We start from the raw sequence: 19,054 nt of genomic DNA on the forward strand, positions 1-19,054 counted from the left end.
TATGAAGTATTCAATATTAGTTGTGTTTATTATCACTTTGTTTAGTGGTTTTAGTATGGCACAAACCGCTGATCTTAGCGTTTCCCCCAAAGTTTGTGTTGTTTCTGAGCAACAAGAATTTTGCGATCTTGATTTACAGTTTAACTGGCAGTTACATGCCTCTAGTGATGTGTGTTTGTATCAACAAGATGAGCAGCTGCAGTGCTGGCAGCAGCAACGTTCTGGGCAATTTAATTATAAAGCGCGTGTTCAGGTAGAGACCATATACTCCTTAATCAATCCTCATACGGGTGTGTTAATAGCAACAACACAAATTGAAGTACAAAGCGCCCATGCTAAAAAAAATAGGCGTAGGCTTCGCTCTCCGTGGAGCTTTTTTTAATTTAGGAGCAACAAATGCCAAAAATTTTACTTGTTGAAGATGATCTCGGTTTACAGCAACTAACAAAAGATTACCTTGAACATAATGGCCTAGAAGTCGATGTATTAGATCGTGGTGACGAAGTGTTTGACTACTTAGAAAATAACACTCCTGATTTAATGATATTAGACGTAATGCTGCCAGGTAAAGATGGTTTTAGCGTTTGTCGCCAAGTAAGAGACAAGTTTACTTTACCCATTTTAATGCTGACTGCTAAAGGTGAAGATTTTGACCAAGTACTAGGCTTAGAGCTCGGCGCAGATGATTATGTAATAAAACCAGCAGAGCCTCGTGTACTTCTGGCTCGCGTTAATGCATTGCTTCGTCGTGGACAAACGGTTGTAAAGGCAAGTGAAGAGCTTCAATTTGGCGATTTAGTGATTGATAAAACAAGTCGTATTGTAAAGTTAAGTGATTCTGAAATAGTATTAACCTCACATGAGTTTGAGCTATTATGGCTACTTGCCTCAAATGCAGGCGAAGTACTGAGCCGAGAACATGTTCATCAACATATGATAGGGCGTCAATACGATGGTCTTGATAGAACAGTTGATGTGCGCGTATCACGAATTAGAAAAAAATTAGGCGATAATAGCGATAAGCCTTATCGTATAAAAACTGTATGGGGACAAGGTTATTTATTTGTTTCTGATGCGTGGGATCTCTAGCACTATTTAAGGTTAATCGGCTTTAATGGGAAAACTGTTTACCAGCTTATACTTATATATCATTGTTTCATTATTTGTTGTAAGTGGTGTTATTGAGCAGCTGTGGCCCTATGAAGAGTCGCAGCAGCAAGTTCTATTAGATGACGAGTTTGGGCAATCGCTTTGGTTGCTCTCACAAACCCCCAACGGTCTTCAACGGCTTAAGCATAACTTTGAAAGTAAAGTTATTGCCAGACGCGATTTAATACTTCCTCAAAAGCAACAAACACAGCTTAGACAAGATCATTACCTATATTTGTACGATAAACAGCAGCGTATTGTCTGGTATGTAGAGCTTGGCAATAATACATTACTGCAAGTTGGGCCTGTAGGTGTTCTAACGCCAGAAGCATCATCTGTTTGGCCCTATTTATTATTGCTCGTGATTGTTGGAATACCGGTAGGACTTTGGAGTTTTTTACTGTGGCGCGACTTTACAAAACTAAGTAAAGCCTGTGAAGCGGTTGAAGGCTTACAAGACTTTGATTTGAATGACACATCAAAATCATTTTTTTTGCCAATTACCGATACACTAAAAGTAATGCAGCAGCGTATTGAGTTTTTACTTAGCGCGCAACAAGAGCTTACTTCTTCTGTATCGCATGAATTTAGAACGCCATTGGCGCGTTTAAAGTTTGCCGTTGTTATGCTGCAAGAGCAGCTACTTGATGAAAAGGGTGTGAAGTACCTGGCAAATATGCAAACCGATATTAGCGAGCTTGAAGCTTTAGTTTCTGAGATGCTTGAGTACGCACGTTTAGACTCACAGCAACCAAGCATTAAGTCAGTAAATTGCGATATAGTGGGTTTGATAAAAACAGTTGTTGAAAAGCTAAACTTTGGAACGCAGATAAATCTTTCTACAGACTTTCCTGATAAATTTTATTACGACTGTGATAGCCACTTTATGTTGCGAGCTTTACAAAACTTAATAGGAAATGCGTTAAAGTATACGTATTCACAGGTTAAGATTTCTCTTTTAACTGAAAAAAATCATATTTTACTTATCGTTGAAGACGATGGAGAGGGGGTCACTCCCAGTGAGCGAGAAAACGTATTCAAACCCTTTACCCGATTAGATAAGAGTAGAGCAAAGGACACTGGCGGTTTTGGCTTAGGGCTTGCTATAGTCGCTAAAATTATTCATTGGCACCAAGGTGAATGTAAAGTAGAAAGTTCAGCCTTAGGGGGTGCTAAATTTATTGTATGTTTACCGCTTAAATCCAAGGCATAAAAAAGCGCCGAGAGGCGCATTTTTTGTGGTTAAAAACCAAAATCAACAAGTAGCAATTAAATAGACCGACTACCTTCAAAAAAGTTCTCGATTAATTTATTTTTTTTCAAGCAACGGCATCAGCATTTGCTCAAGCCCATTTAATTTTACTTCGTACATCATCGCTAATTGGCCACCGAGTCTTGTATCGGGGAATCCTTGCTGCTTAAACCAAACCAAATAGGGCTCGGGTAGCAACAATAAAGGACGGCCTGCATATTTTCCAAAAGGCATTATTGTGTTGATTGCTATTTTGAGTTGTTTTGGATCCATATAGATAACTTAAATATTTATGTGTAGCTAAGTGTAAGGGATTTTAGAGAGATAAAATAGGCTGTGACGGGCAAGAAACAGCCTATTGAGCGAGGGAGTAGGCCCTCTGATATAAGAATTTATATTGGTCAATATAACCCCTGTATGACGCTAATTAGTTGAAGTCTAATTACGTTATTATTTTTAACATGGGTTCTTATTTAACCAACACGGCTAGTCTACCTGTTTTTTATTGCCGTGGTGAGTAGGCTTGTAAAGGAATGTAAATAGAATGAGTTTTTATTTTAAAACTAATAACAAAGAACTACATTCTTTGTTATTAGTTATCGTTATCAAAGACGATTTAGTCGTTAAATAGCTCTTGCTTAACGTGTTCAGCGAAACCACTACCAGCTTCTAAGTAAAAGTTATAGGTAGAGTGTACACCCATTTCTTCAAGTTCTTTTTGCTGATCAGGGTAGTTTGCAATGGCGGTAACTTGGCCTTTATAGCCAGAAGCCAGAAGTTGCTCTAATGCAAAAATATTTTGCATATGCTTTGGCATTGCAAGCATAACCATTTGAACATTCGAGTGGTTTACTCGTTGCCAAAAATCTGGGTCTGTTGCATCCGCAATGAGTACATTTCGTCCTCTTTTAACGTGTTTGTCTACCACCTCTGGTTTTATATCAATACCCGCTACAACATTTGGGTGCGTGGCATTTATTGTTTCATACGCACCGGTACCTATACGGCCCATCCCAAAAATAACTATTTTAGTGTTATTTAGATTAACCGGCAGCTCTTCTGCTAAGCGTGTTTTACTTTCAATCTTTAATAGCCAGTGCTCTATTTTCACGTACAACTCGTTTGAGCGTTTATTTAAAGGCGAGGCGATGACGAACGTAATAGACACTGCAATTGCCATTACTGCCAGCCACTCAGAGGTGATCATACCGGTAGTTGCTGCCACAGCACATACAATTAAGCCAAATTCGCTATAGTTAGATAAGCTAAATGTAGTAAGTAAAGAGGTGCGTGCACGCAGCTTAAATAAATTAGTAAACACATAATAAAGGGCAGCTTTAATTGGCAATACCAAAATAAGTAGTATCGCAACGATTAAAGAGTTACTCGTAAGCTCTGCATTTAAGCCAATACTTAAGAAAAATCCAACCAGTAATATATCTTTTAAGTTGAGTAACGACTTTGATAGCTCGCCCGCTTTTTTATGTGGGGCAAACATCATTCCGATTATTAGTGCACCTAAATCGCCTTTTAGACCTGCAAATTCAAAAGCATGATAGCCAGCAACCAGAGCAAAAAAGAACCCAAATAAAGGAAGTAGTTCACCATGCTTTGAGCGATTTAATACGCCGTACATTAAGGGTCTAAGTAAAGGCAGCGCAATTATTAAAGCAATAGCCCATAAGTTTGGTACTTTCCCTGTGCTTATTGCTAAAAATATAACCGCGAAGATATCTTGCATTACCAAAATACCAATGGCTATTTTACCGTGTAAGCTTGCCATTTCTCCGCGCTCTTCAAGTACTTTTACTGCAAAAACTGTGCTTGAAAAGCTAAGCGCAAAGCCAACTAGTAAAGCACTTTGCCAGCTTAGCTCAACAAACATAGGTACTGCAAACACACCAAGTAATAGCATAAAGCCACTAAATAATGCGCTACTAAAAATTATATGTAAGGTCGCAGGCGCCCATACCTGGGGTTTTACTAAGCTGTGTACTTTAAGTTTTAAGCCAATACTAAAAAGAAGAAGTGTTACGCCAAGTGCCGCAATCGTGTCGAGGAGTTCTGTACTTTTGTAGCCTGATAAATTTAAAGCAAAACCAGCTAATAAAAAGCCAATTAGTGGAGGAAGTTTCAGCTGATAAACGCCAAAGCCACATACAAATGCGGCGGCAAAATAGATTAGTTCCATAATTCTTAATATCACTTCATTTGGGATTGCAGTGTAACGAAAAATTTATACCATTGAAAATAAAAACAGTGCTAAAAATGAGCGCATTTAATCAATTACTTGCTCAGTGACGTATAAAAAATACACATTAAACACGTGTTTAATCGTAAATAGCATGTAAATAACACTTTTTCACTGACATTGGCTTTCAAATATGGTTAAGATGCTTTAACGAAGAAGTTTAAGCATGGGCAGAAATACAGCCGCTCAGCTTAAGGAGAAATATATGTTTAAAAAGATTTTAGCATCAGTGGGTATTGGTGCTGCTAAAGTAGACACTATTTTAGAAACTGAGCACTTACAACCAGGTCAGCTTTTTAACGCGCAAATAGTTATTACAGCGGGTGATGTAAGTCAAGAGATTGCAGGTTTAGACTTACTATTAATGACCCGCGTAAAAGTGGCCGGTGATGATGGGGATTATTTTACCAATCATGTAATCGATCAGTGGCGCATTACTGACATAGGTACTATTGAACCTGGTGAAGTAAAAAGCATTCCTTTTGAAGCTCGCCTTCACCCTGAAACACCAATTACTGAAATTAACGCAGGTTACAATCAATCTCATGTATGGATTGAAACAGGTTTAGATATTGATTTAGCACTTGATCCTACTGATAAAGACCATTTACACATTTATCCTAATGAAGCTGTTAAAACATGTATGCAGGCAATGGATAAATTAGGATTCAGCTTGATGAAAGCGGATGTTGAAAAGGGTCATTTACGTGCATCTACTTTTCAGTCTCTGTCGGGCTGTTATCAAGAACTTGAATACAAACCAAATAGTCGCAGTTTATTTGGGCTGCAAGAAATTGAGCTATCGTTTGTTCCTGAGGCACACAAAACACATGTGCTGATAGAGCTTGATAGAGCCTTTAGAAGCGATGGTTATATAGATTTAACTATAGAGCATGACCATGTTAATTTGTCGCAGTTGTGCGACCAACTAGAGCGCTTATTTACTTGATAGTATAGCGTAGTTTAGTAAAACCCAGCTAAGGCTGGGTTTTTTGTTACAGGATTTTATATGACGTTTAAATGTGAACCGTTTGACTCTCTTGACTCTCGTACTCTTTTTACAATAATTCGTGGGCGTATTGATGTATTTGTAGTAGAGCAACAATGCGCTTATCCCGAGTTAGATGATGTAGATGTTGCTGCGAATACTAAACACTTATATACACTTTATAATGATCAGTTACAGAGCTATGCGCGTTGCTACGAAAAAAATAAGCACTACAGTGCAATAGGGCGTGTACTTGTCAGTGAAAGTGCGCGAGGAAAAGGGCTGGCTACGTTGCTTGTTAACGAGGCTATAAATTGTTGTAAGACACACTGGCCAAAGCGTGATATTTATATTGGTGCTCAAACTTACTTACTTGAGTTTTATCGCTCTTTTGGCTTTGAAGATTACGGTAATGAATACTTAGAAGATGGAATTGCCCATCAAGATATGATTTTAAAAGTGTTATAAATCAGTACAAATATAAAAGCTCACAAATGTGAGCTTTTATATTTTAAGTTTAGCTTAGCAAAGAGTGTAAAAACACCATGCCTATGGCCAGCGGACATATAAACTTAGTGTACCAAGGCCATACTTTCCAAAATAAAGTGTTATGAACCTCCGGGTTCCCTTCTTGAATTGCTTTAAGTAATGAGCCTCTATACCAAATCCAGCCAACAAAAATACAGCACATTAGGCCAAGCAATGGTTGTGCTACTTTCGTTGTTAAGGTGATCACTAAACCAAACAAGCTACCAAGGTTACAAACTATGGTAATACTAACGATTGCAATGAGTGCACCGATTAACCACGTTGCTTGAACGCGTTTCATCGCAAAACGCTCAACAGTGTATGACACAGGCGCTTCTAACATTGAAATAGATGAGGTTAACGCAGCAATACTCATTAGCGCAAAAAATGCAAAGCCTACAAATAAGCCTACGCCGCCCATACCGTTAAATAAAGCGGGAAGTACTTGAAACACCAATGTATCTTCAGAGAGTAATTTACCTGTTGATGCTGAGAATATTTCAACACCTTGTGCTTGTGCTACGTACATTGCTGGGATGATCAGTAAGCCTGCAACAAAAGCGATAAATACATCAATAAGCGTTACATAAGCACCTAAAGAAACCAGGTTCTCTTTTTTGCTAATATATGAGCCATAAATAATCATTACACTAGTGCCTAGCGATAAAGAGAAGAAGGCTTGGCCAAGTGCACTTACTAATAACTGTGCGTCAAAAATAGATGAAAAGTCTGGAACTAAATACGCTTTTAAACCTTCCATAGCGCCATCTTGTGTCATTACATAGGCAATAAGTGCAAATAAAATACCTAACAGGGCGGGCATTAATCGTTTAGACCATTTTTCGATGCCGTTTTCTACGCCTCGACTGATAATAGCGACGGTTAAAGCAATAAATACCAGTGTAAATATAATGTTTCGAGTAAGTGACTGCTCGCTTAGCCATGTTGATGCTGTGTCGGCGCCAACTAAGGTAGCTATAGGTTCAGCGGTAGCACTGAGCATCCAGCCTGCAACAATAGCGTAAAAGCTTAAAATGAAGCCTGCACATAAAATACCACCAAAACCAACAGTAAAAGCAAAACGCTTTTGCCAAGCTTTACTTGATATTTTTTTAAGTGATGACACTGCATTGGCTTGACCGTGACGACCAATCATCAGCTCAGCCATCAAAGCAGGGTAGGCTAAAAAGAAAGCAAGCACTAAATAAGCGACTAAAAATGCAGCGCCGCCGTTACTTGCTGTTTGTGTAGGGAATCCCCATATATTACCCAAACCAACGGCAGAACCGGCGGCGGCCATAATAAAACCAAAGCGAGAGCTAAACTCGCCTCTAACTGCGCTCATATTATTGTACTTCTCTGTTGTGTGACGGCGCTGACAATCTACTGGAAATGTAAATAAATAAAAAGTGCTTATTTGCTGATTTAGCACAATTTAATAAGTCGAGTGTATGTATTAACCATCAGTTTTATTTATTGTTATCGAGTCGTTTAAAATAACGAGTTGATTTTGTTTAATAATTGTTAACTTTACTCTATAACTATTGCTTTACGGGTTGTGATGCTGAGCAATAGTGAGGGTAAAACAAGCCCCACCTAGTTGATTACTTTTAGTGACTTTAACACTACCGTGATGCCAATCAGCTACTTTGGCAACTATGGCTAAACCAAGACCATAACTTTTATCGGCTCTATTGCGGTGATCTTCTTCTCTAAAAAATGGGCTAAATACATTATTAAAGTTTTCACGGGCGATTCCCGGCCCATCATCTTCTACGGTAATTATAAGTTGTTGCTCGTGTAATTTTGCGCTTAAGTAAATATATTGACTCGCAAAATCACAGGCATTCGTTAATAAGTTTGTAATGGCACGTGCAAGCCAATGAAGATCGGCACTTATTAAATCGTCGCTACTGTTAAGCTGCACACTTAACATTTGCGATTCAAGCTTAGGTGCTAGCTGCACTAAAATATCTTCAAGGTATGGTTTAATATTTGTTGAAGAGTAGGTTAGTTTATTAGCATTTTGCTCAAGTGTTGCAAATGCTAAATAACTGCTCAGCATAGACTCCATATGATCCAGATCGTTTTCCATACGTGCTAAATATTGCTTTATTTTATGCTCATCATGGCTATCAAGCGCGGCATCTAATCCAAATCGAAGGCAGGCTATAGGAGTGCGTATATCGTGAGATAAGCTGGAGGCCATTAATTTATTTTCGGCGACGAGCTTTTCTATCTGACTCGCCATGCGATTAAAGGTGAGCTCAACATCTTTTATATAAGTAAAGTGCGACACTTTTATACGGGCTTGAACGTTACCGGATGCAAATTTTTTGGCAGCTTCGTTTAATACAGTTAAACGTTTTGCTAAAGGGGCAATAATAAAGCCCATAAATACACATAAGCCTGCATAAAATAGCAATGTTAGCATTATGTCATTACGTTGCTCGCTATCAGAGTGTTTATCTAAGCGCATAGATAAATGAAAAGGGTTTAGTATTTCACTGCTGTAAAGCATATAAAAGCCTTGCTGGTCTTCTAAAATAAGACCATCAGGGGTGTGCATTTGCAATAATAGTGATGGCGGTAAGGCTAGCGAGTCGTTAGGTTTGTAATCAATTAAAATATCAAACTCTTGGGCGAGTTGTTTTACATAGCTGCTGCGCTCTGGTGTGGGAATGTTGGCGAGCTGCTTACTAAAGCCAGTAATCATTTTACTTTGTTGGCTAAACTCATCCTGTGGTGTATGTGCGCGCTGACTAAATGCATCAATAAGCCAGCCTAAAACCACAATAGATAACAGTGCACTGCCTAGGAGTGATATATAAAACTTTTTCATTTATTTATCACTTTATTGCCATGCAGTAGAAACAAGTAAATAACCACGGCCCCAAATAGTTTTTATTTTTTCTGGGTTTTGAGGGTCATCATTAAATTTTTTGCGAAGTGCAGAAATAAGTACATCAACACTTCTATCAAGTCCGTCGTACTCTCTACCTTTCGTCGCTTTAAATACAGCATCGCGTGATACAACTTGCCCCGCATTACTTGCTAGGTAATGCAGTAAGAGATACTCGGCGCTTGATATGTTTATATCTTGCTCGTTAAGGGTTACATTTCTTGATTCGGTATTAATGCTAAGCGCACCGACTTGAATAAGGCTTTCGTTAACCTGTGGCGTACTAGTTTCATTGTTTTGACGCAGCGCTGCTTTAATCCGTGCTAACAAGGCTCGTGGGCGAACAGGTTTCATAATGTAATCGCTTGCACCAACTTCGAGGCCTATGACTTCATCCATTTCTTCATCGCGGGCGGTGAGCATTATAATCGGTGCGCTATAAAAACTGCGAAGCTCTCTGCAAACACTAATGCCATCTTGTCCTGGAAGCATAATATCTAGCAGCACTATAGTAGGGTTTAATGTTTTTACTTGGCTGACAACTTCGTCTCCCCGATGACAAACATGGGTTGTATAGCCTTGCTCTGTTAAATACTCAGCTACCCACTGGGCAAGCGATACATCGTCTTCAACAAGCAAAATGGTGCCGTAGTTATCCATAAAATATCCTTAAAACAAGTGGTATTAAAATAGTCGCCAGCGACGTTTTTTTTGTCTGTTTTGATAAACCCATTGTAGCTTTACTTCTGCTGTGCTGATAACTTTAGCTGTATTGCTATCAAATAGTTCAAATGAAATGCTTTGCTGTGAGTCAAAAGCATAATTAAAGCTACCATTTTGCTGTTTGAGCCAACATTGCATTATGTACTTTGATGTTGCATCACGCAGGCAGTAATTACCAATTACAGGTTGCTCCCATGTTAGTGTAATATCAGCATAGCAATTACGGCCTTCGCGCAACGCAACGCAAGTATCGGGCAATGCGATAAGTGCTTCGGGTGGCTCTTGTGCTTGTAAAAGCCAAGGGCTTGGGAAGATCAGTAATACACAGATCCATCTAAAATACATAACGTAGGCCTACCTTGGCTTTATGTTGATATCCTTGGGAAATAATTGGGCTGTCGTCAATTTCTTTTGAAAACCATGTAGTGAGCCAACCTGCTAAAAATACCCAGTCACGACTCAAGGGGTATTCTGCATGAAACTCAAATATAATACTGGTGCTGGTATGAGTGCTATATACAGGACGAATGCTGGTGGCTTCATCGCTATCTATACCAAAATAATAATTAGTGAAGTCAGCGGAGTAGGCGCTAATACCTACTCCTGATCTAAACTCCCAATTTCGCCATGGTAATATTTGGCTAAAAAAACTGTTTATTACCCAGCCATTGTGGGCACCTGATACATCATGAAGGTATTCAAAGGAGAACTGTGAGTTTTCAAATCTGCGGGTTAATCTAAGACCTACGTCAAAATCGTAATTACGCTTTTTTATTCCTTGGAGCTCTTCAATAACGCCATTGTTATAAAATCCAAGGCCTTTTTCGCTAAAACCGGCTTGAGTATTAGTACCCAAAATATCTAGGCCCCAATCAAATTTATCGATAAGGCTGTAACCGACAACAAGGCCGCCGCTTAGCTGGTTATGATCAAAATCAAGGTAAAATCTGTCGTAAGAAATCGCAAGGCTGAGGTCAAGTTCGACACCTTTATCGTAAGAATCAATCCCAACAAGGTAAGAGTCTTCAATATAAAATCCAGCGCCGGCACTCCAGTCCCACGCAAAACCTTGAGTTGGCTCAAGCGTGTTATCGGCATAATAGCGATTACTTGCCATACTCGAAGTGCTAAACATGCAGCAAAAAAGCAATGTGATGCTCAAAAAAGTATGGTTAAGCAAAGTGTTTCTCATCCCTAGGGGCCTAATTATTATTTGTTATTAAGCGTAGTATATTGTTAAGGCGTTCCTTTAATCTGTAAAAAAATGTAGTAAGCGTGATCTTAAGGCGGCTTAAATTTACTGCACTTTAATTTTATCGATTAATATACTGCTTAGGTAAAACTGCATCATAGGTGTTAATGCACTTACTTCTGTTCTATTACACGGGCCGCTTAATTTTGTAAGGTTTGATAACTTAGAAAGCGTTTTGTACTGAGGAATTTGTATGTCTTTTCCAAACCTTGCTATACGTGCTTCATCTGTATTTTGCTGGTGAATAAACGAAGCAATTTCAAGCTCATTAGTAATCTTTTGCTCTTCACTAAAATTATAAACTAATGGTTCACGATGAAAACTTGCACTGTCTATTGATGATTTTGCAAACCATACAACATCACCAGACGATTTGTGTGTTAGGCGCATGCTAACTTGTGCAAATATTGTAGCGCATTGTTGAGCTGGGTATTGCTGAGCAACATTTGCATAGATAGGGTAAGGGTTTTCAGGTTGCTTTATAGCGTACTTAGTGTCGTCAGTAAATGTTAAGTCTAACTGCTGGATAGTGAGCGTGTAGTCGCTATTATTTTTAGTCGTTACTTTTAATTGTTTGTCGTTAAGTGCTTGGCCAATTTGCGAAAGTAACTTATCAGTTACACTTGCTTTATCGGTAATGATTTTAACTGTTTGGTTTCTTAGTACTTTATGTGCCGGTAGCTGTACAGACTTCACTTTTGGCGATGCATGCTCGGTGGTGTACTCAAGCTGATACGACTGACTTTTTAATGTTGGCTTTAATGGCATAGGCAAAGGTTCGGCTGATTGCTTCGTAAGGGCACAACCTGTTGATAATAAAGTAAAAAGTGATACAACTAAAAAACGCATAAGTACAAAACACTCACTAAAAGCCAAATATTCGTCGTATTGTACGTTAGTCCAAACAAAACTTCATGATATTATCTACGCAGATGTAGTTAAAAAGATAAAAATTGTAAAAAATGAAGTATCTCAACCCTTTATTGTATTGCCTATCTGCTCTGTGTTTACTGTTTAGTGCTGTGAGTTTTTCAGCAAAAGCAGACCCTAACTGGGATGCATTTGTAAAAAAGTATGGTCGTTACGCACAAAAAAAACTAAAGAACAAAGGCATACCTGGTGCCGCTCTTTCTATCGTTAATATAAATAATGCGGATTATATTCATACTATGGGTGTTACAAAAATACGTAATGGCCAAAAGGTTAATAAACACACTCGATTTAGACTTGCGTCAGTGTCTAAAACATTTGCAGGTTCCTTATCGGCTAAGCTTGCAAATGAGGGGCTACTTGAATTAGATAAACCAGTAAGTGACTATTTAAGCGATTTAAAAAATACCGTTTATAAAGACGATTTAAAGGTGTTTCATTTACTTAGTCATTCTAGTGGTTTAGTACCAAATGCTTACGATAACTTGATTGAATCTCGAATGGATTACCCCGATATTGTACAAAAACTGCTTACAGTAAAACCTATCTGTAAACCAGGAGAGTGCTATGGCTATCAAAATGTCATGTTTAGTCTCATTGATGATGTGATATTACAAAGCACTCATAAAAATTATGCACAGTGGCTAAGAGAAGCTATTTTCGACCCTTTAAAAATGAGTGACGCAAGTTTAGGTTTTGACGCTATGGTTGAAGATAAAAACTTTGCATTACCGCACGTCAGAGGGACGAAGCGTTGGTATAGCGCCAAGCTTAAAAAAAACTATTATAAAGTTGGCCCCGCCGCAGGTGTAAACGCGAGCGCTAGCGACATGGCTATTTGGTTAAAAGCACAGTTAGGCTCATACCCAGATGTATTATCTTTAGACGCTCTTGCAAAACAAACTCGCCCTTATACTTATACAAAAAAAGAAAGATATCGCCGAGTATGGAAAAAACACGTAAATAATGCGTATTACGGGCTAGGCTGGCGGATTTACGATTACGCAAAAGAAACGCTTTATTATCATAGTGGTTGGGTGCAAGGGTACAGAAGTGATGTAGTTGTATTCCCTCATTTAAATATTGGCTTTAGCTTGATAGTTAATGCTGAAACCGGAGTGATTAACGAGTTAACTACGGAGTTTATTGACCGAGTACTTGAATATAAACGAGGTGAAAAAATATGAAATACAAACGTATTTTACTTACGGGTGTAATTTCTTTAGTTACCTTATTAAATAGCTTTTTAGTGTTAGTAGTACCTGATGAAATATATTTATTTCGTCACAGTGAAAAGTTAGCAGGTAAAAACCCAGATCTTTCTGATGCCGGAAAATTACGTGCTAGTCATTTGGTTACTTTATTAAAAAAATATAAAAAGGTTCACATTTACAGTAGTAATTACAAACGAACTCTTCAAAGTGCAAAACCATTGAGTGAGCATTTTAATGAGCAAATTAGTACTTACGACGCAAGAGAGTTACCTGCTTTTAAAGATGAACTACTTAAGCTTAACGGAGTAGTGATAGTTATAGGGCACAGCAATACAACACCGCGATTAGCGGCGCTACTTTCAAATGAAACAATAACACCAATGAGTGAGAGTGAATTTTCACGTTATTTTTTATTAAGTAAAAGTGTAAATCAAAATACCAATGAATACTCTGTTGCCGAGCACAAAATGAACTTCTAATTTGTATTAATTAAATAACAAAAAACCAGCATTAAGCTGGTTTTTTTAATTAAACGTACTAAATCCTTTAAATAGGATTAATTAGTTACGTGGTAATTGGATTTTTTTCTCAACACTTTGGCGGTAAAGCACAATAGTGTGACCAATTGTTTGTAGCTTAGTCGCGCCGGTTTCACGAATAATAGCATCAAAAATTAATGCTTTAGTTTCACGATCGTCAGTGGGTACTTTCACTTTAATTAATTCGTGAATTTCTAATGCACTTTGAATTTCGACTACTACGCCTTCTGTTAAACCGTTAGAACCTAGTAAAACTACAGGCTTAAGGCTATGCGCCTGACCTTTTAAAAACTGCTTTTGTTTGTTTGATAATGTCATGTTTATACAAATTTTGCTGAATATGGCTTGAATTAAGGGTATTCTAACGCCATCTAAAGAATATTACTAATTAGTTGCGTGTTAATTTATGACAAATAAAAAACAGTCAGCCAGTTCACAGCGTTGGCTGAAAGAACATTTTGATGATAAATATGTTCAAGAAGCGCAAAAAAAAGGCTGGCGTTCAAGAGCGGTTTTTAAATTAGATGAAGTACAAAATAGAGATAAGCTACTTCGCCCGGGTATGACCGTGGTCGACTTAGGGGCCGCTCCTGGTAGTTGGTCTCAATATTTGGCTGAAAAAGTGGGTGACAAAGGCCAAGTTGTTGCGTGTGATATATTACCTATGGACTCACTGGCGGGCGTTGACTTTTTACAAGGTGACTTTCGTGAAGAGGCAGTACTCAATGCATTGTTAAAACGCATTGATGGTAAAAATGTTGATGTGGTACTCTCTGACATGGCACCAAATATGAGTGGCAATAACTCGGTAGATCAAGCTGGTAGCATGTATTTAGTGGAACTCGCGCTAGATATGTGTAATCAAGTTTTAAAGAAAAATGGCGCATTTATTGTTAAGGTTTTCCAAGGTGAAGGCTTTGATCAATACTTGCAGGATGTACGTAATAGTTTTAAAGCAGTGAAAATACGCAAACCTGATGCCTCACGTGCCCGTTCTCGGGAAGTTTATATAGTAGCGACTGGATACAAACTGTAGTACAGTTGCTTGGCGTTTAGTTGAATTTAAATTAATTGGATACAAGAGGTTAACCCCTTGAGCGATATGGCGAAAAATTTAATACTATGGCTGGTGATTGCAGTTGTGCTGATGTCAGTCTTTCAGAGCTTTAATGGCGGCGATCAAGTTGATCGTCAAACAAGTTACACTCAATTTGTAAAGGATGTACGTAGTGGTTCTTTACAAGAAGTAGTCATTGACCGTGGTACAGGCAGTATTACGGGCACTAAAAACAGTGGCGAACGTTTTCAAACAACAATGCCAATGTATGATGAAGACTTAATAAATGATTTGCTTAAAAATGATGTAAATGTGAAAGGTGTTCAACCTGAAGAGCAATCATTTTTAGCAAGTATATTTATTTCTTGGTTCCCGATGATACTGCTTATTGGTGTATGGATATTCTTCATGCGTCAAATGCAAGGCGGGGGCGGCAAAGGTGCGATGTCGTTCGGTAAGAGCAAAGCGCGCTTAATGAGCGAAGATCAGATTAAAACAACCTTTGCTGATGTAGCTGGGTGTGATGAAGCAAAAGAAGATGTTACCGAATTGGTAGATTTTTTACGCGACCCATCGAAATTTCAAAAGCTAGGCGGCAGTATACCTAAGGGTGTACTCATGGTTGGTCCTCCAGGTACAGGTAAAACGTTGCTAGCGAAAGCGGTGGCAGGTGAAGCAAAAGTACCATTTTTCACAATTTCAGGTTCTGACTTTGTTGAGATGTTTGTTGGTGTGGGTGCATCACGTGTTCGTGATATGTTCGAACAAGCTAAAAAAGCAGCGCCTTGTATTATCTTTATAGATGAAATTGATGCCGTTGGTCGTAAACGTGGCGCAGGTATGGGCGGCGGTAACGATGAGCGCGAACAAACGTTAAACCAAATGCTAGTAGAGATGGATGGTTTTGGTGGTAACGAAGGTATAATTGTTATTGCTGCGACTAACCGTCCAGACGTACTTGACCCTGCGTTACTTCGCCCAGGTCGTTTTGACCGCCAAGTAGAAGTAGGTTTACCAGATATTCGCGGCCGTGAACAAATACTTAAAGTTCACATGCGTAAAGTACCATTAGGCGACAATGTAGAAGCGGCTGTTATTGCACGCGGTACACCTGGTTTTTCAGGTGCAGATTTAGCAAACTTAGTAAACGAAGCCGCTCTTTACGCAGCACGTGGTAATAAACGTGTTGTCAATATGGCTGAGTTTGATGCTGCTAAAGATAAAATCATGATGGGCGCAGAGCGCAAAACCATGGTGATGAGCGAGCAAGAAAAAGAAATGACGGCTTACCACGAAGCTGGCCACGCAATTGTTGGCCGTTTGGTGCCAGAGCACGACCCTGTTTATAAGGTATCTATTATTCCACGTGGTCGCGCGTTAGGTGTAACAATGTACTTGCCAGAGCAAGACCGTGTTAGCCACTCTAAAGAGCTTTTAGAGTCTATGATTTCAAGCCTTTATGGTGGCCGTATTGCTGAAGCACTTATTTATGGTGCAGACAAAGTAACAACCGGTGCAAGTAACGATATTGAGCGCGCAACTGATATTGCACGTAAAATGGTGACGCATTGGGGTTTAAGTGAAAAGCTGGGCCCATTACTCTACGCTGAAGATCAAAACGAAATGTATATGGGTGGCGGCGGTAGTCGTGCATCGAACATGTCGGATGATACGGCTAAAGTAATTGATGCTGAAGTTCGTTTGTTCTCAGATCGCAACTATCAACGAGCAGAAGATATATTAAAAGAAAATATTGATATTCTTCACTCGATGAAAGACGCACTGATGAAATATGAAACTATCGATGCTAAACAAATTGATGATTTAATGGCGCGTCAGCCAGTTCGCGAACCTCGCGATGCACATGACCGTCACGAAGCTAAGCCTGAAAAAGCCCAAGCACCACAAGAGCCGGTTATTGAAGAAACTCAAAAACCAGATGATTCATCAAAAAAAGATGAAACAAACCTTGATGACAAAGCTGAATAATCGTTAAAATAGTTATGAAAGCCCCGTACTTCGGGGCTTTTTTGTATCAACTATTTAGAAATAAGAATAAAAGGTTGGCGATGACTACCGTATTAAAGCTTCCAAGAGGCCGTAAGCTCAGCCTAGAAACCCCAGTGATTATGGGAATACTAAATGTCACACCAGATTCTTTTTCTGATGGAGGGCAGTTTATAGACCCCGTAATAGCACTCAATCAAGCTATGCAATTGTTAAATGATGGCGCACAAATAATTGATATAGGTGGTGAATCCACCCGCCCTGGTGCCCCTGAGGTATCTCTTGAAGATGAACTTGCTCGCGTCATTCCCGCCATTAAAGCCATTCGGGAGCATAGTGACTGTATTATTTCTATAGATACAAGTAAAGCAAAGGTAATGGAGCAAGCTTTATTAGCTGGCGCCGATATTATAAATGATGTAAGAGCACTTCAAGAAGAGGGCGCATTAGAGGTTGCAGCAAAACACAGCGATGTGGCTATTTGTTTGATGCACATGCAAGGGCAACCTCGAAGTATGCAATCAGCTCCACATTACGATGATTTATTTTTAGACATAAATACTTTTTTTACTCAGCGTATTAGCGAATGTGAAACAGCCGGGATTAAGCGAGAGCAGCTTATTCTTGACCCTGGGTTCGGATTTGGAAAAACATTGAGCCATAATTATCAAATATTGGCCCAGTTTAATGACTTTAATAAATTTGGCTTACCCTTACTAGCTGGTTTATCGCGTAAGTCGATGATAGGTAATTTATTAAATAGAGACACTAGTGAGCGCCTTGCAGGTAGCTTAGCTGGTGCATTAATAGCTGCGCAAAATGGCGCAAAAATTATTCGTGTACACGATGTAAAAGAAACCGCAGATGTACTAGGTGTATATCAAGCGTGCGATAAAGGAATTACACAATGAAAGAAAGAAAATATTTTGGCACTGACGGCGTACGTGGTTTAGTCGGTACAGCTCCAATAAACCCTGAATTTGCAATGAAATTAGGTTGGGCTGCAGGACGAGTATTATCACAAAGTGGCACCAAAAAAGTAATTATAGGTAAGGATACGCGTATTTCTGGTTATATGCTTGAAACCGCATTAGAAGCAGGCCTTATTGCTGCAGGTATTGATGTGGTATTGCTTGGCCCAATGCCAACTCCCGCAGTTGCATATTTAGCACAAACATTTAGAGCTGAAGCGGGCATTGTTATTAGTGCTTCGCATAACCCTTATTACGATAATGGTATTAAGTTTTTTAATGGTCAAGGCTTAAAACTTGATGATGCTGTTGAGCTTGAGATAGAAGCGATGCTCGATGAACAGATGACGTGTGTTGCATCTGACAAGCTTGGTAAAGCATCACGCTTAGTTAGCGCTGATGGGCGTTATATTGAGTTTTGTAAAAGCCAGTTTCCTCAAGGCCTTTCACTAGAGGGACTTAAAATTGTTTTAGATTGCGCAAATGGCGCAACCTATCATATTGCACCTTCAGTAATGCGAGAGCTTGGTGCTGAGGTTATTACTCATGCTTGTGAACCTAATGGGGTTAATATTAATCACGAATGTGGTGCAACGCATGTAGATACATTAAAACGTAAAGTACTAGAGCACAAAGCCGATGTGGGCATTGCCTATGATGGTGATGGCGATCGTGTAATGATGGTCGATCATAATGGCCGTGTATTTGACGGTGATGATTTGGTTTATATTATAGCGTGCCAAGCTGCAGATGATCATATACTGGGCGGTGGAGTAGTTGGTACCGTTATGTCTAATATGGGCCTTGAAAATGCCTTAAAAGCTAAAGGTATAGACTTTGCCCGCAGTAAAGTGGGCGACCGTTATGTTATGGAAGTGCTCCAACAAAAAGGCTGGAAAATTGGCGGAGAGAGCTCAGGACATGTTTTAAATTTAGACTTAATTAGTACCGGCGATGGTATTATCTCAAGCCTTCAAGTACTTGCCGCTATGGTTGCGCAAAATCGAACATTACAAGATTTAGGTGCCGGTTTTACCAAGTACCCAATGAAGATGATCAATGTGCGTTATACACCCGGTACCGATCCTACAAAAGCAAGCGAAGTACTCGATGCAGTGGCAGACGTTGAAAAAACTCTAGGTGATAAAGGACGTGTTTTACTTCGTAAATCAGGTACCGAGCCAGTAGTTCGTGTTATGGTTGAAGCTGAACAAGAAAAAATAGTATTAGACAGCGCTAAAAAAATTGCAGCAGTTGTCGAATCTATGAGCAAACAAACTGATTGATAACA

General features: G+C 39.1%; 20 protein-coding genes. 11 read left to right on the plus strand and 9 right to left on the minus strand.

Annotated elements, in window-relative coordinates; all coding sequences use genetic code 11:
• Window position 1 precedes the first annotated feature (1 nt).
• The 3 genes from J8L73_RS01985 to J8L73_RS01995 are packed head-to-tail and all read left to right on the plus strand — an operon-like array spanning window position 2 to window position 2,362.
• Window positions 2–382: a DUF3019 domain-containing protein gene (locus J8L73_RS01985; protein ID WP_210999272.1), complete on the plus strand. Its 381-nt coding sequence runs from the start codon at window positions 2–4 to the stop codon at window positions 380–382.
• Window positions 383–396: 14 nt separating this feature from the next.
• The gene (locus J8L73_RS01990; RefSeq protein WP_211014471.1) at window positions 397–1,089 is read left to right on the plus strand and encodes a response regulator; all 693 of its coding nucleotides are present in this window, start codon (window positions 397–399) and stop codon (window positions 1,087–1,089) included.
• Window positions 1,090–1,114: 25 nt separating this feature from the next.
• Window positions 1,115–2,362, plus strand: coding sequence for an ATP-binding protein (locus tag J8L73_RS01995; protein ID WP_211014473.1), 1,248 nt, complete (start codon window positions 1,115–1,117; stop codon window positions 2,360–2,362).
• A gap of 96 nt (window positions 2,363–2,458) precedes the next feature.
• Here J8L73_RS01995 and J8L73_RS02000 read toward each other — a convergent pair whose 3' ends face one another.
• Both J8L73_RS02000 and J8L73_RS02005 read right to left on the minus strand, forming a co-directional pair.
• Window positions 2,459–2,674: a DUF3820 family protein gene (locus J8L73_RS02000; RefSeq protein WP_211014475.1), complete on the minus strand. Its 216-nt coding sequence runs from the start codon at window positions 2,672–2,674 to the stop codon at window positions 2,459–2,461.
• A 343-nt stretch (window positions 2,675–3,017) separates the two neighbouring features.
• A complete protein-coding gene (locus J8L73_RS02005; RefSeq protein ID WP_211014476.1) occupies window positions 3,018–4,592 on the minus strand; it encodes a cation:proton antiporter family protein in 1,575 nt (524 codons plus the stop codon).
• A 265-nt stretch (window positions 4,593–4,857) separates the two neighbouring features.
• On the opposite strand from J8L73_RS02005, the gene J8L73_RS02010 reads away from it, so the two are divergent.
• Both J8L73_RS02010 and J8L73_RS02015 read left to right on the plus strand, forming a co-directional pair.
• Entirely contained in the window at window positions 4,858–5,601 is a 744-nt protein-coding gene (locus J8L73_RS02010) for a sporulation protein (RefSeq protein ID WP_211014478.1), read from the plus strand.
• A gap of 60 nt (window positions 5,602–5,661) precedes the next feature.
• Window positions 5,662–6,108: a GNAT family N-acetyltransferase gene (locus J8L73_RS02015; RefSeq protein ID WP_211014480.1), complete on the plus strand. Its 447-nt coding sequence runs from the start codon at window positions 5,662–5,664 to the stop codon at window positions 6,106–6,108.
• Window positions 6,109–6,157: 49 nt separating this feature from the next.
• On the opposite strand, the gene J8L73_RS02020 is transcribed toward J8L73_RS02015, so the two are convergent.
• The 6 genes from J8L73_RS02020 to J8L73_RS02045 all read right to left on the minus strand — a co-directional run bounded on the left by J8L73_RS02020 (window position 6,158) and on the right by J8L73_RS02045 (window position 11,894).
• On the minus strand, window positions 6,158–7,513 hold the full coding sequence (locus tag J8L73_RS02020) for a sodium-dependent transporter (RefSeq protein ID WP_211014482.1): 1,356 nt from the start codon (window positions 7,511–7,513) through the stop codon (window positions 6,158–6,160).
• Between the two features lie 204 nt (window positions 7,514–7,717).
• Window positions 7,718–9,010, minus strand: coding sequence for an ATP-binding protein (locus J8L73_RS02025; protein WP_211014484.1), 1,293 nt, complete (start codon window positions 9,008–9,010; stop codon window positions 7,718–7,720).
• 12 nt (window positions 9,011–9,022) lie between these two features.
• Window positions 9,023–9,730, minus strand: a complete 708-nt coding sequence (locus J8L73_RS02030; protein ID WP_210999281.1) for a response regulator transcription factor — start codon at window positions 9,728–9,730, stop codon at window positions 9,023–9,025.
• 24 nt (window positions 9,731–9,754) lie between these two features.
• Window positions 9,755–10,138 (minus strand): DUF3019 domain-containing protein, encoded by a 384-nt coding sequence (locus J8L73_RS02035; RefSeq protein ID WP_211014486.1) that lies wholly within the window; start codon window positions 10,136–10,138, stop codon window positions 9,755–9,757.
• Complete coding sequence (locus J8L73_RS02040; RefSeq protein ID WP_247659536.1) at window positions 10,128–10,910, minus strand: MipA/OmpV family protein; 783 nt, start codon at window positions 10,908–10,910, stop codon at window positions 10,128–10,130. Before J8L73_RS02040 ends, J8L73_RS02035 begins: the two co-directional genes overlap by 11 nt.
• A 180-nt stretch (window positions 10,911–11,090) precedes the next feature.
• Entirely contained in the window at window positions 11,091–11,894 is an 804-nt protein-coding gene (locus tag J8L73_RS02045; protein WP_211014489.1) for a hypothetical protein, read from the minus strand.
• Between the two features lie 113 nt (window positions 11,895–12,007).
• Between J8L73_RS02045 and J8L73_RS02050 the strand changes: the two genes are divergently transcribed.
• Both J8L73_RS02050 and J8L73_RS02055 read left to right on the plus strand, forming a co-directional pair.
• Window positions 12,008–13,162: a serine hydrolase domain-containing protein gene (locus J8L73_RS02050; protein ID WP_211014491.1), complete on the plus strand. Its 1,155-nt coding sequence runs from the start codon at window positions 12,008–12,010 to the stop codon at window positions 13,160–13,162.
• Window positions 13,159–13,668: a histidine phosphatase family protein gene (locus tag J8L73_RS02055; protein WP_211014494.1), complete on the plus strand. Its 510-nt coding sequence runs from the start codon at window positions 13,159–13,161 to the stop codon at window positions 13,666–13,668. Before J8L73_RS02050 ends, J8L73_RS02055 begins: the two co-directional genes overlap by 4 nt.
• Window positions 13,669–13,749: 81 nt before the next feature.
• Here the strand turns inward: J8L73_RS02055 and yhbY are convergent, their stop codons facing one another.
• A complete protein-coding gene (gene yhbY / locus J8L73_RS02060) occupies window positions 13,750–14,046 on the minus strand; it encodes a ribosome assembly RNA-binding protein YhbY (RefSeq protein WP_058548438.1) in 297 nt (98 codons plus the stop codon).
• 88 nt (window positions 14,047–14,134) lie between these two features.
• Between yhbY and rlmE the strand changes: the two genes are divergently transcribed.
• The 4 genes from rlmE to glmM all read left to right on the plus strand — a co-directional run bounded on the left by rlmE (window position 14,135) and on the right by glmM (window position 19,049).
• Entirely contained in the window at window positions 14,135–14,764 is a 630-nt protein-coding gene (rlmE, locus tag J8L73_RS02065; protein WP_058548437.1) for a 23S rRNA (uridine(2552)-2'-O)-methyltransferase RlmE, read from the plus strand.
• A gap of 66 nt (window positions 14,765–14,830) precedes the next feature.
• Window positions 14,831–16,774: an ATP-dependent zinc metalloprotease FtsH gene (gene ftsH / locus J8L73_RS02070; RefSeq protein WP_247659537.1), complete on the plus strand. Its 1,944-nt coding sequence runs from the start codon at window positions 14,831–14,833 to the stop codon at window positions 16,772–16,774.
• Between the two features lie 80 nt (window positions 16,775–16,854).
• On the plus strand, window positions 16,855–17,703 hold the full coding sequence (gene folP, locus J8L73_RS02075; protein WP_211014497.1) for a dihydropteroate synthase: 849 nt from the start codon (window positions 16,855–16,857) through the stop codon (window positions 17,701–17,703).
• Entirely contained in the window at window positions 17,700–19,049 is a 1,350-nt protein-coding gene (gene glmM, locus J8L73_RS02080) for a phosphoglucosamine mutase (protein ID WP_210999289.1), read from the plus strand. The genes folP and glmM overlap by 4 nt, the downstream gene beginning before the upstream one ends.
• Window positions 19,050–19,054: the final 5 nt, after the last annotated feature.

Origin of the sequence: Pseudoalteromonas sp. MMG006 (genome assembly GCF_018101025.1) — a bacterium.
In the GTDB taxonomy this organism is placed as follows: Bacteria; Pseudomonadota; Gammaproteobacteria; order Enterobacterales; family Alteromonadaceae; genus Pseudoalteromonas.

Bases quoted from the DNA above. Each gene is read 5' to 3' on its own strand.
- J8L73_RS01985 (WP_210999272.1), top strand. From the start codon at position 2: ATGAAGTATTCAATATTAGTTGTGTTTATTATCACTTTGTTTAGTGGT.
- J8L73_RS01990 (WP_211014471.1), top strand. From the start codon at position 397: ATGCCAAAAATTTTACTTGTTGAAGATGATCTCGGTTTACAGCAACTA.
- J8L73_RS01995 (WP_211014473.1), top strand. From the start codon at position 1,115: ATGGGAAAACTGTTTACCAGCTTATACTTATATATCATTGTTTCATTA.
- J8L73_RS02000 (WP_211014475.1), bottom strand. From the start codon at position 2,674: ATGGATCCAAAACAACTCAAAATAGCAATCAACACAATAATGCCTTTT.
- J8L73_RS02005 (WP_211014476.1), bottom strand. From the start codon at position 4,592: ATGGAACTAATCTATTTTGCCGCCGCATTTGTATGTGGCTTTGGCGTT.
- J8L73_RS02010 (WP_211014478.1), top strand. From the start codon at position 4,858: ATGTTTAAAAAGATTTTAGCATCAGTGGGTATTGGTGCTGCTAAAGTA.
- J8L73_RS02015 (WP_211014480.1), top strand. From the start codon at position 5,662: ATGACGTTTAAATGTGAACCGTTTGACTCTCTTGACTCTCGTACTCTT.
- J8L73_RS02020 (WP_211014482.1), bottom strand. From the start codon at position 7,513: ATGAGCGCAGTTAGAGGCGAGTTTAGCTCTCGCTTTGGTTTTATTATG.
- J8L73_RS02025 (WP_211014484.1), bottom strand. From the start codon at position 9,010: ATGAAAAAGTTTTATATATCACTCCTAGGCAGTGCACTGTTATCTATT.
- J8L73_RS02030 (WP_210999281.1), bottom strand. From the start codon at position 9,730: ATGGATAACTACGGCACCATTTTGCTTGTTGAAGACGATGTATCGCTT.
- J8L73_RS02035 (WP_211014486.1), bottom strand. From the start codon at position 10,138: ATGTATTTTAGATGGATCTGTGTATTACTGATCTTCCCAAGCCCTTGG.
- J8L73_RS02040 (WP_247659536.1), bottom strand. From the start codon at position 10,910: ATGGCAAGTAATCGCTATTATGCCGATAACACGCTTGAGCCAACTCAA.
- J8L73_RS02045 (WP_211014489.1), bottom strand. From the start codon at position 11,894: ATGCGTTTTTTAGTTGTATCACTTTTTACTTTATTATCAACAGGTTGT.
- J8L73_RS02050 (WP_211014491.1), top strand. From the start codon at position 12,008: ATGAAGTATCTCAACCCTTTATTGTATTGCCTATCTGCTCTGTGTTTA.
- J8L73_RS02055 (WP_211014494.1), top strand. From the start codon at position 13,159: ATGAAATACAAACGTATTTTACTTACGGGTGTAATTTCTTTAGTTACC.
- yhbY (WP_058548438.1), bottom strand. From the start codon at position 14,046: ATGACATTATCAAACAAACAAAAGCAGTTTTTAAAAGGTCAGGCGCAT.
- rlmE (WP_058548437.1), top strand. From the start codon at position 14,135: ATGACAAATAAAAAACAGTCAGCCAGTTCACAGCGTTGGCTGAAAGAA.
- ftsH (WP_247659537.1), top strand. From the start codon at position 14,831: ATGGCGAAAAATTTAATACTATGGCTGGTGATTGCAGTTGTGCTGATG.
- folP (WP_211014497.1), top strand. From the start codon at position 16,855: ATGACTACCGTATTAAAGCTTCCAAGAGGCCGTAAGCTCAGCCTAGAA.
- glmM (WP_210999289.1), top strand. From the start codon at position 17,700: ATGAAAGAAAGAAAATATTTTGGCACTGACGGCGTACGTGGTTTAGTC.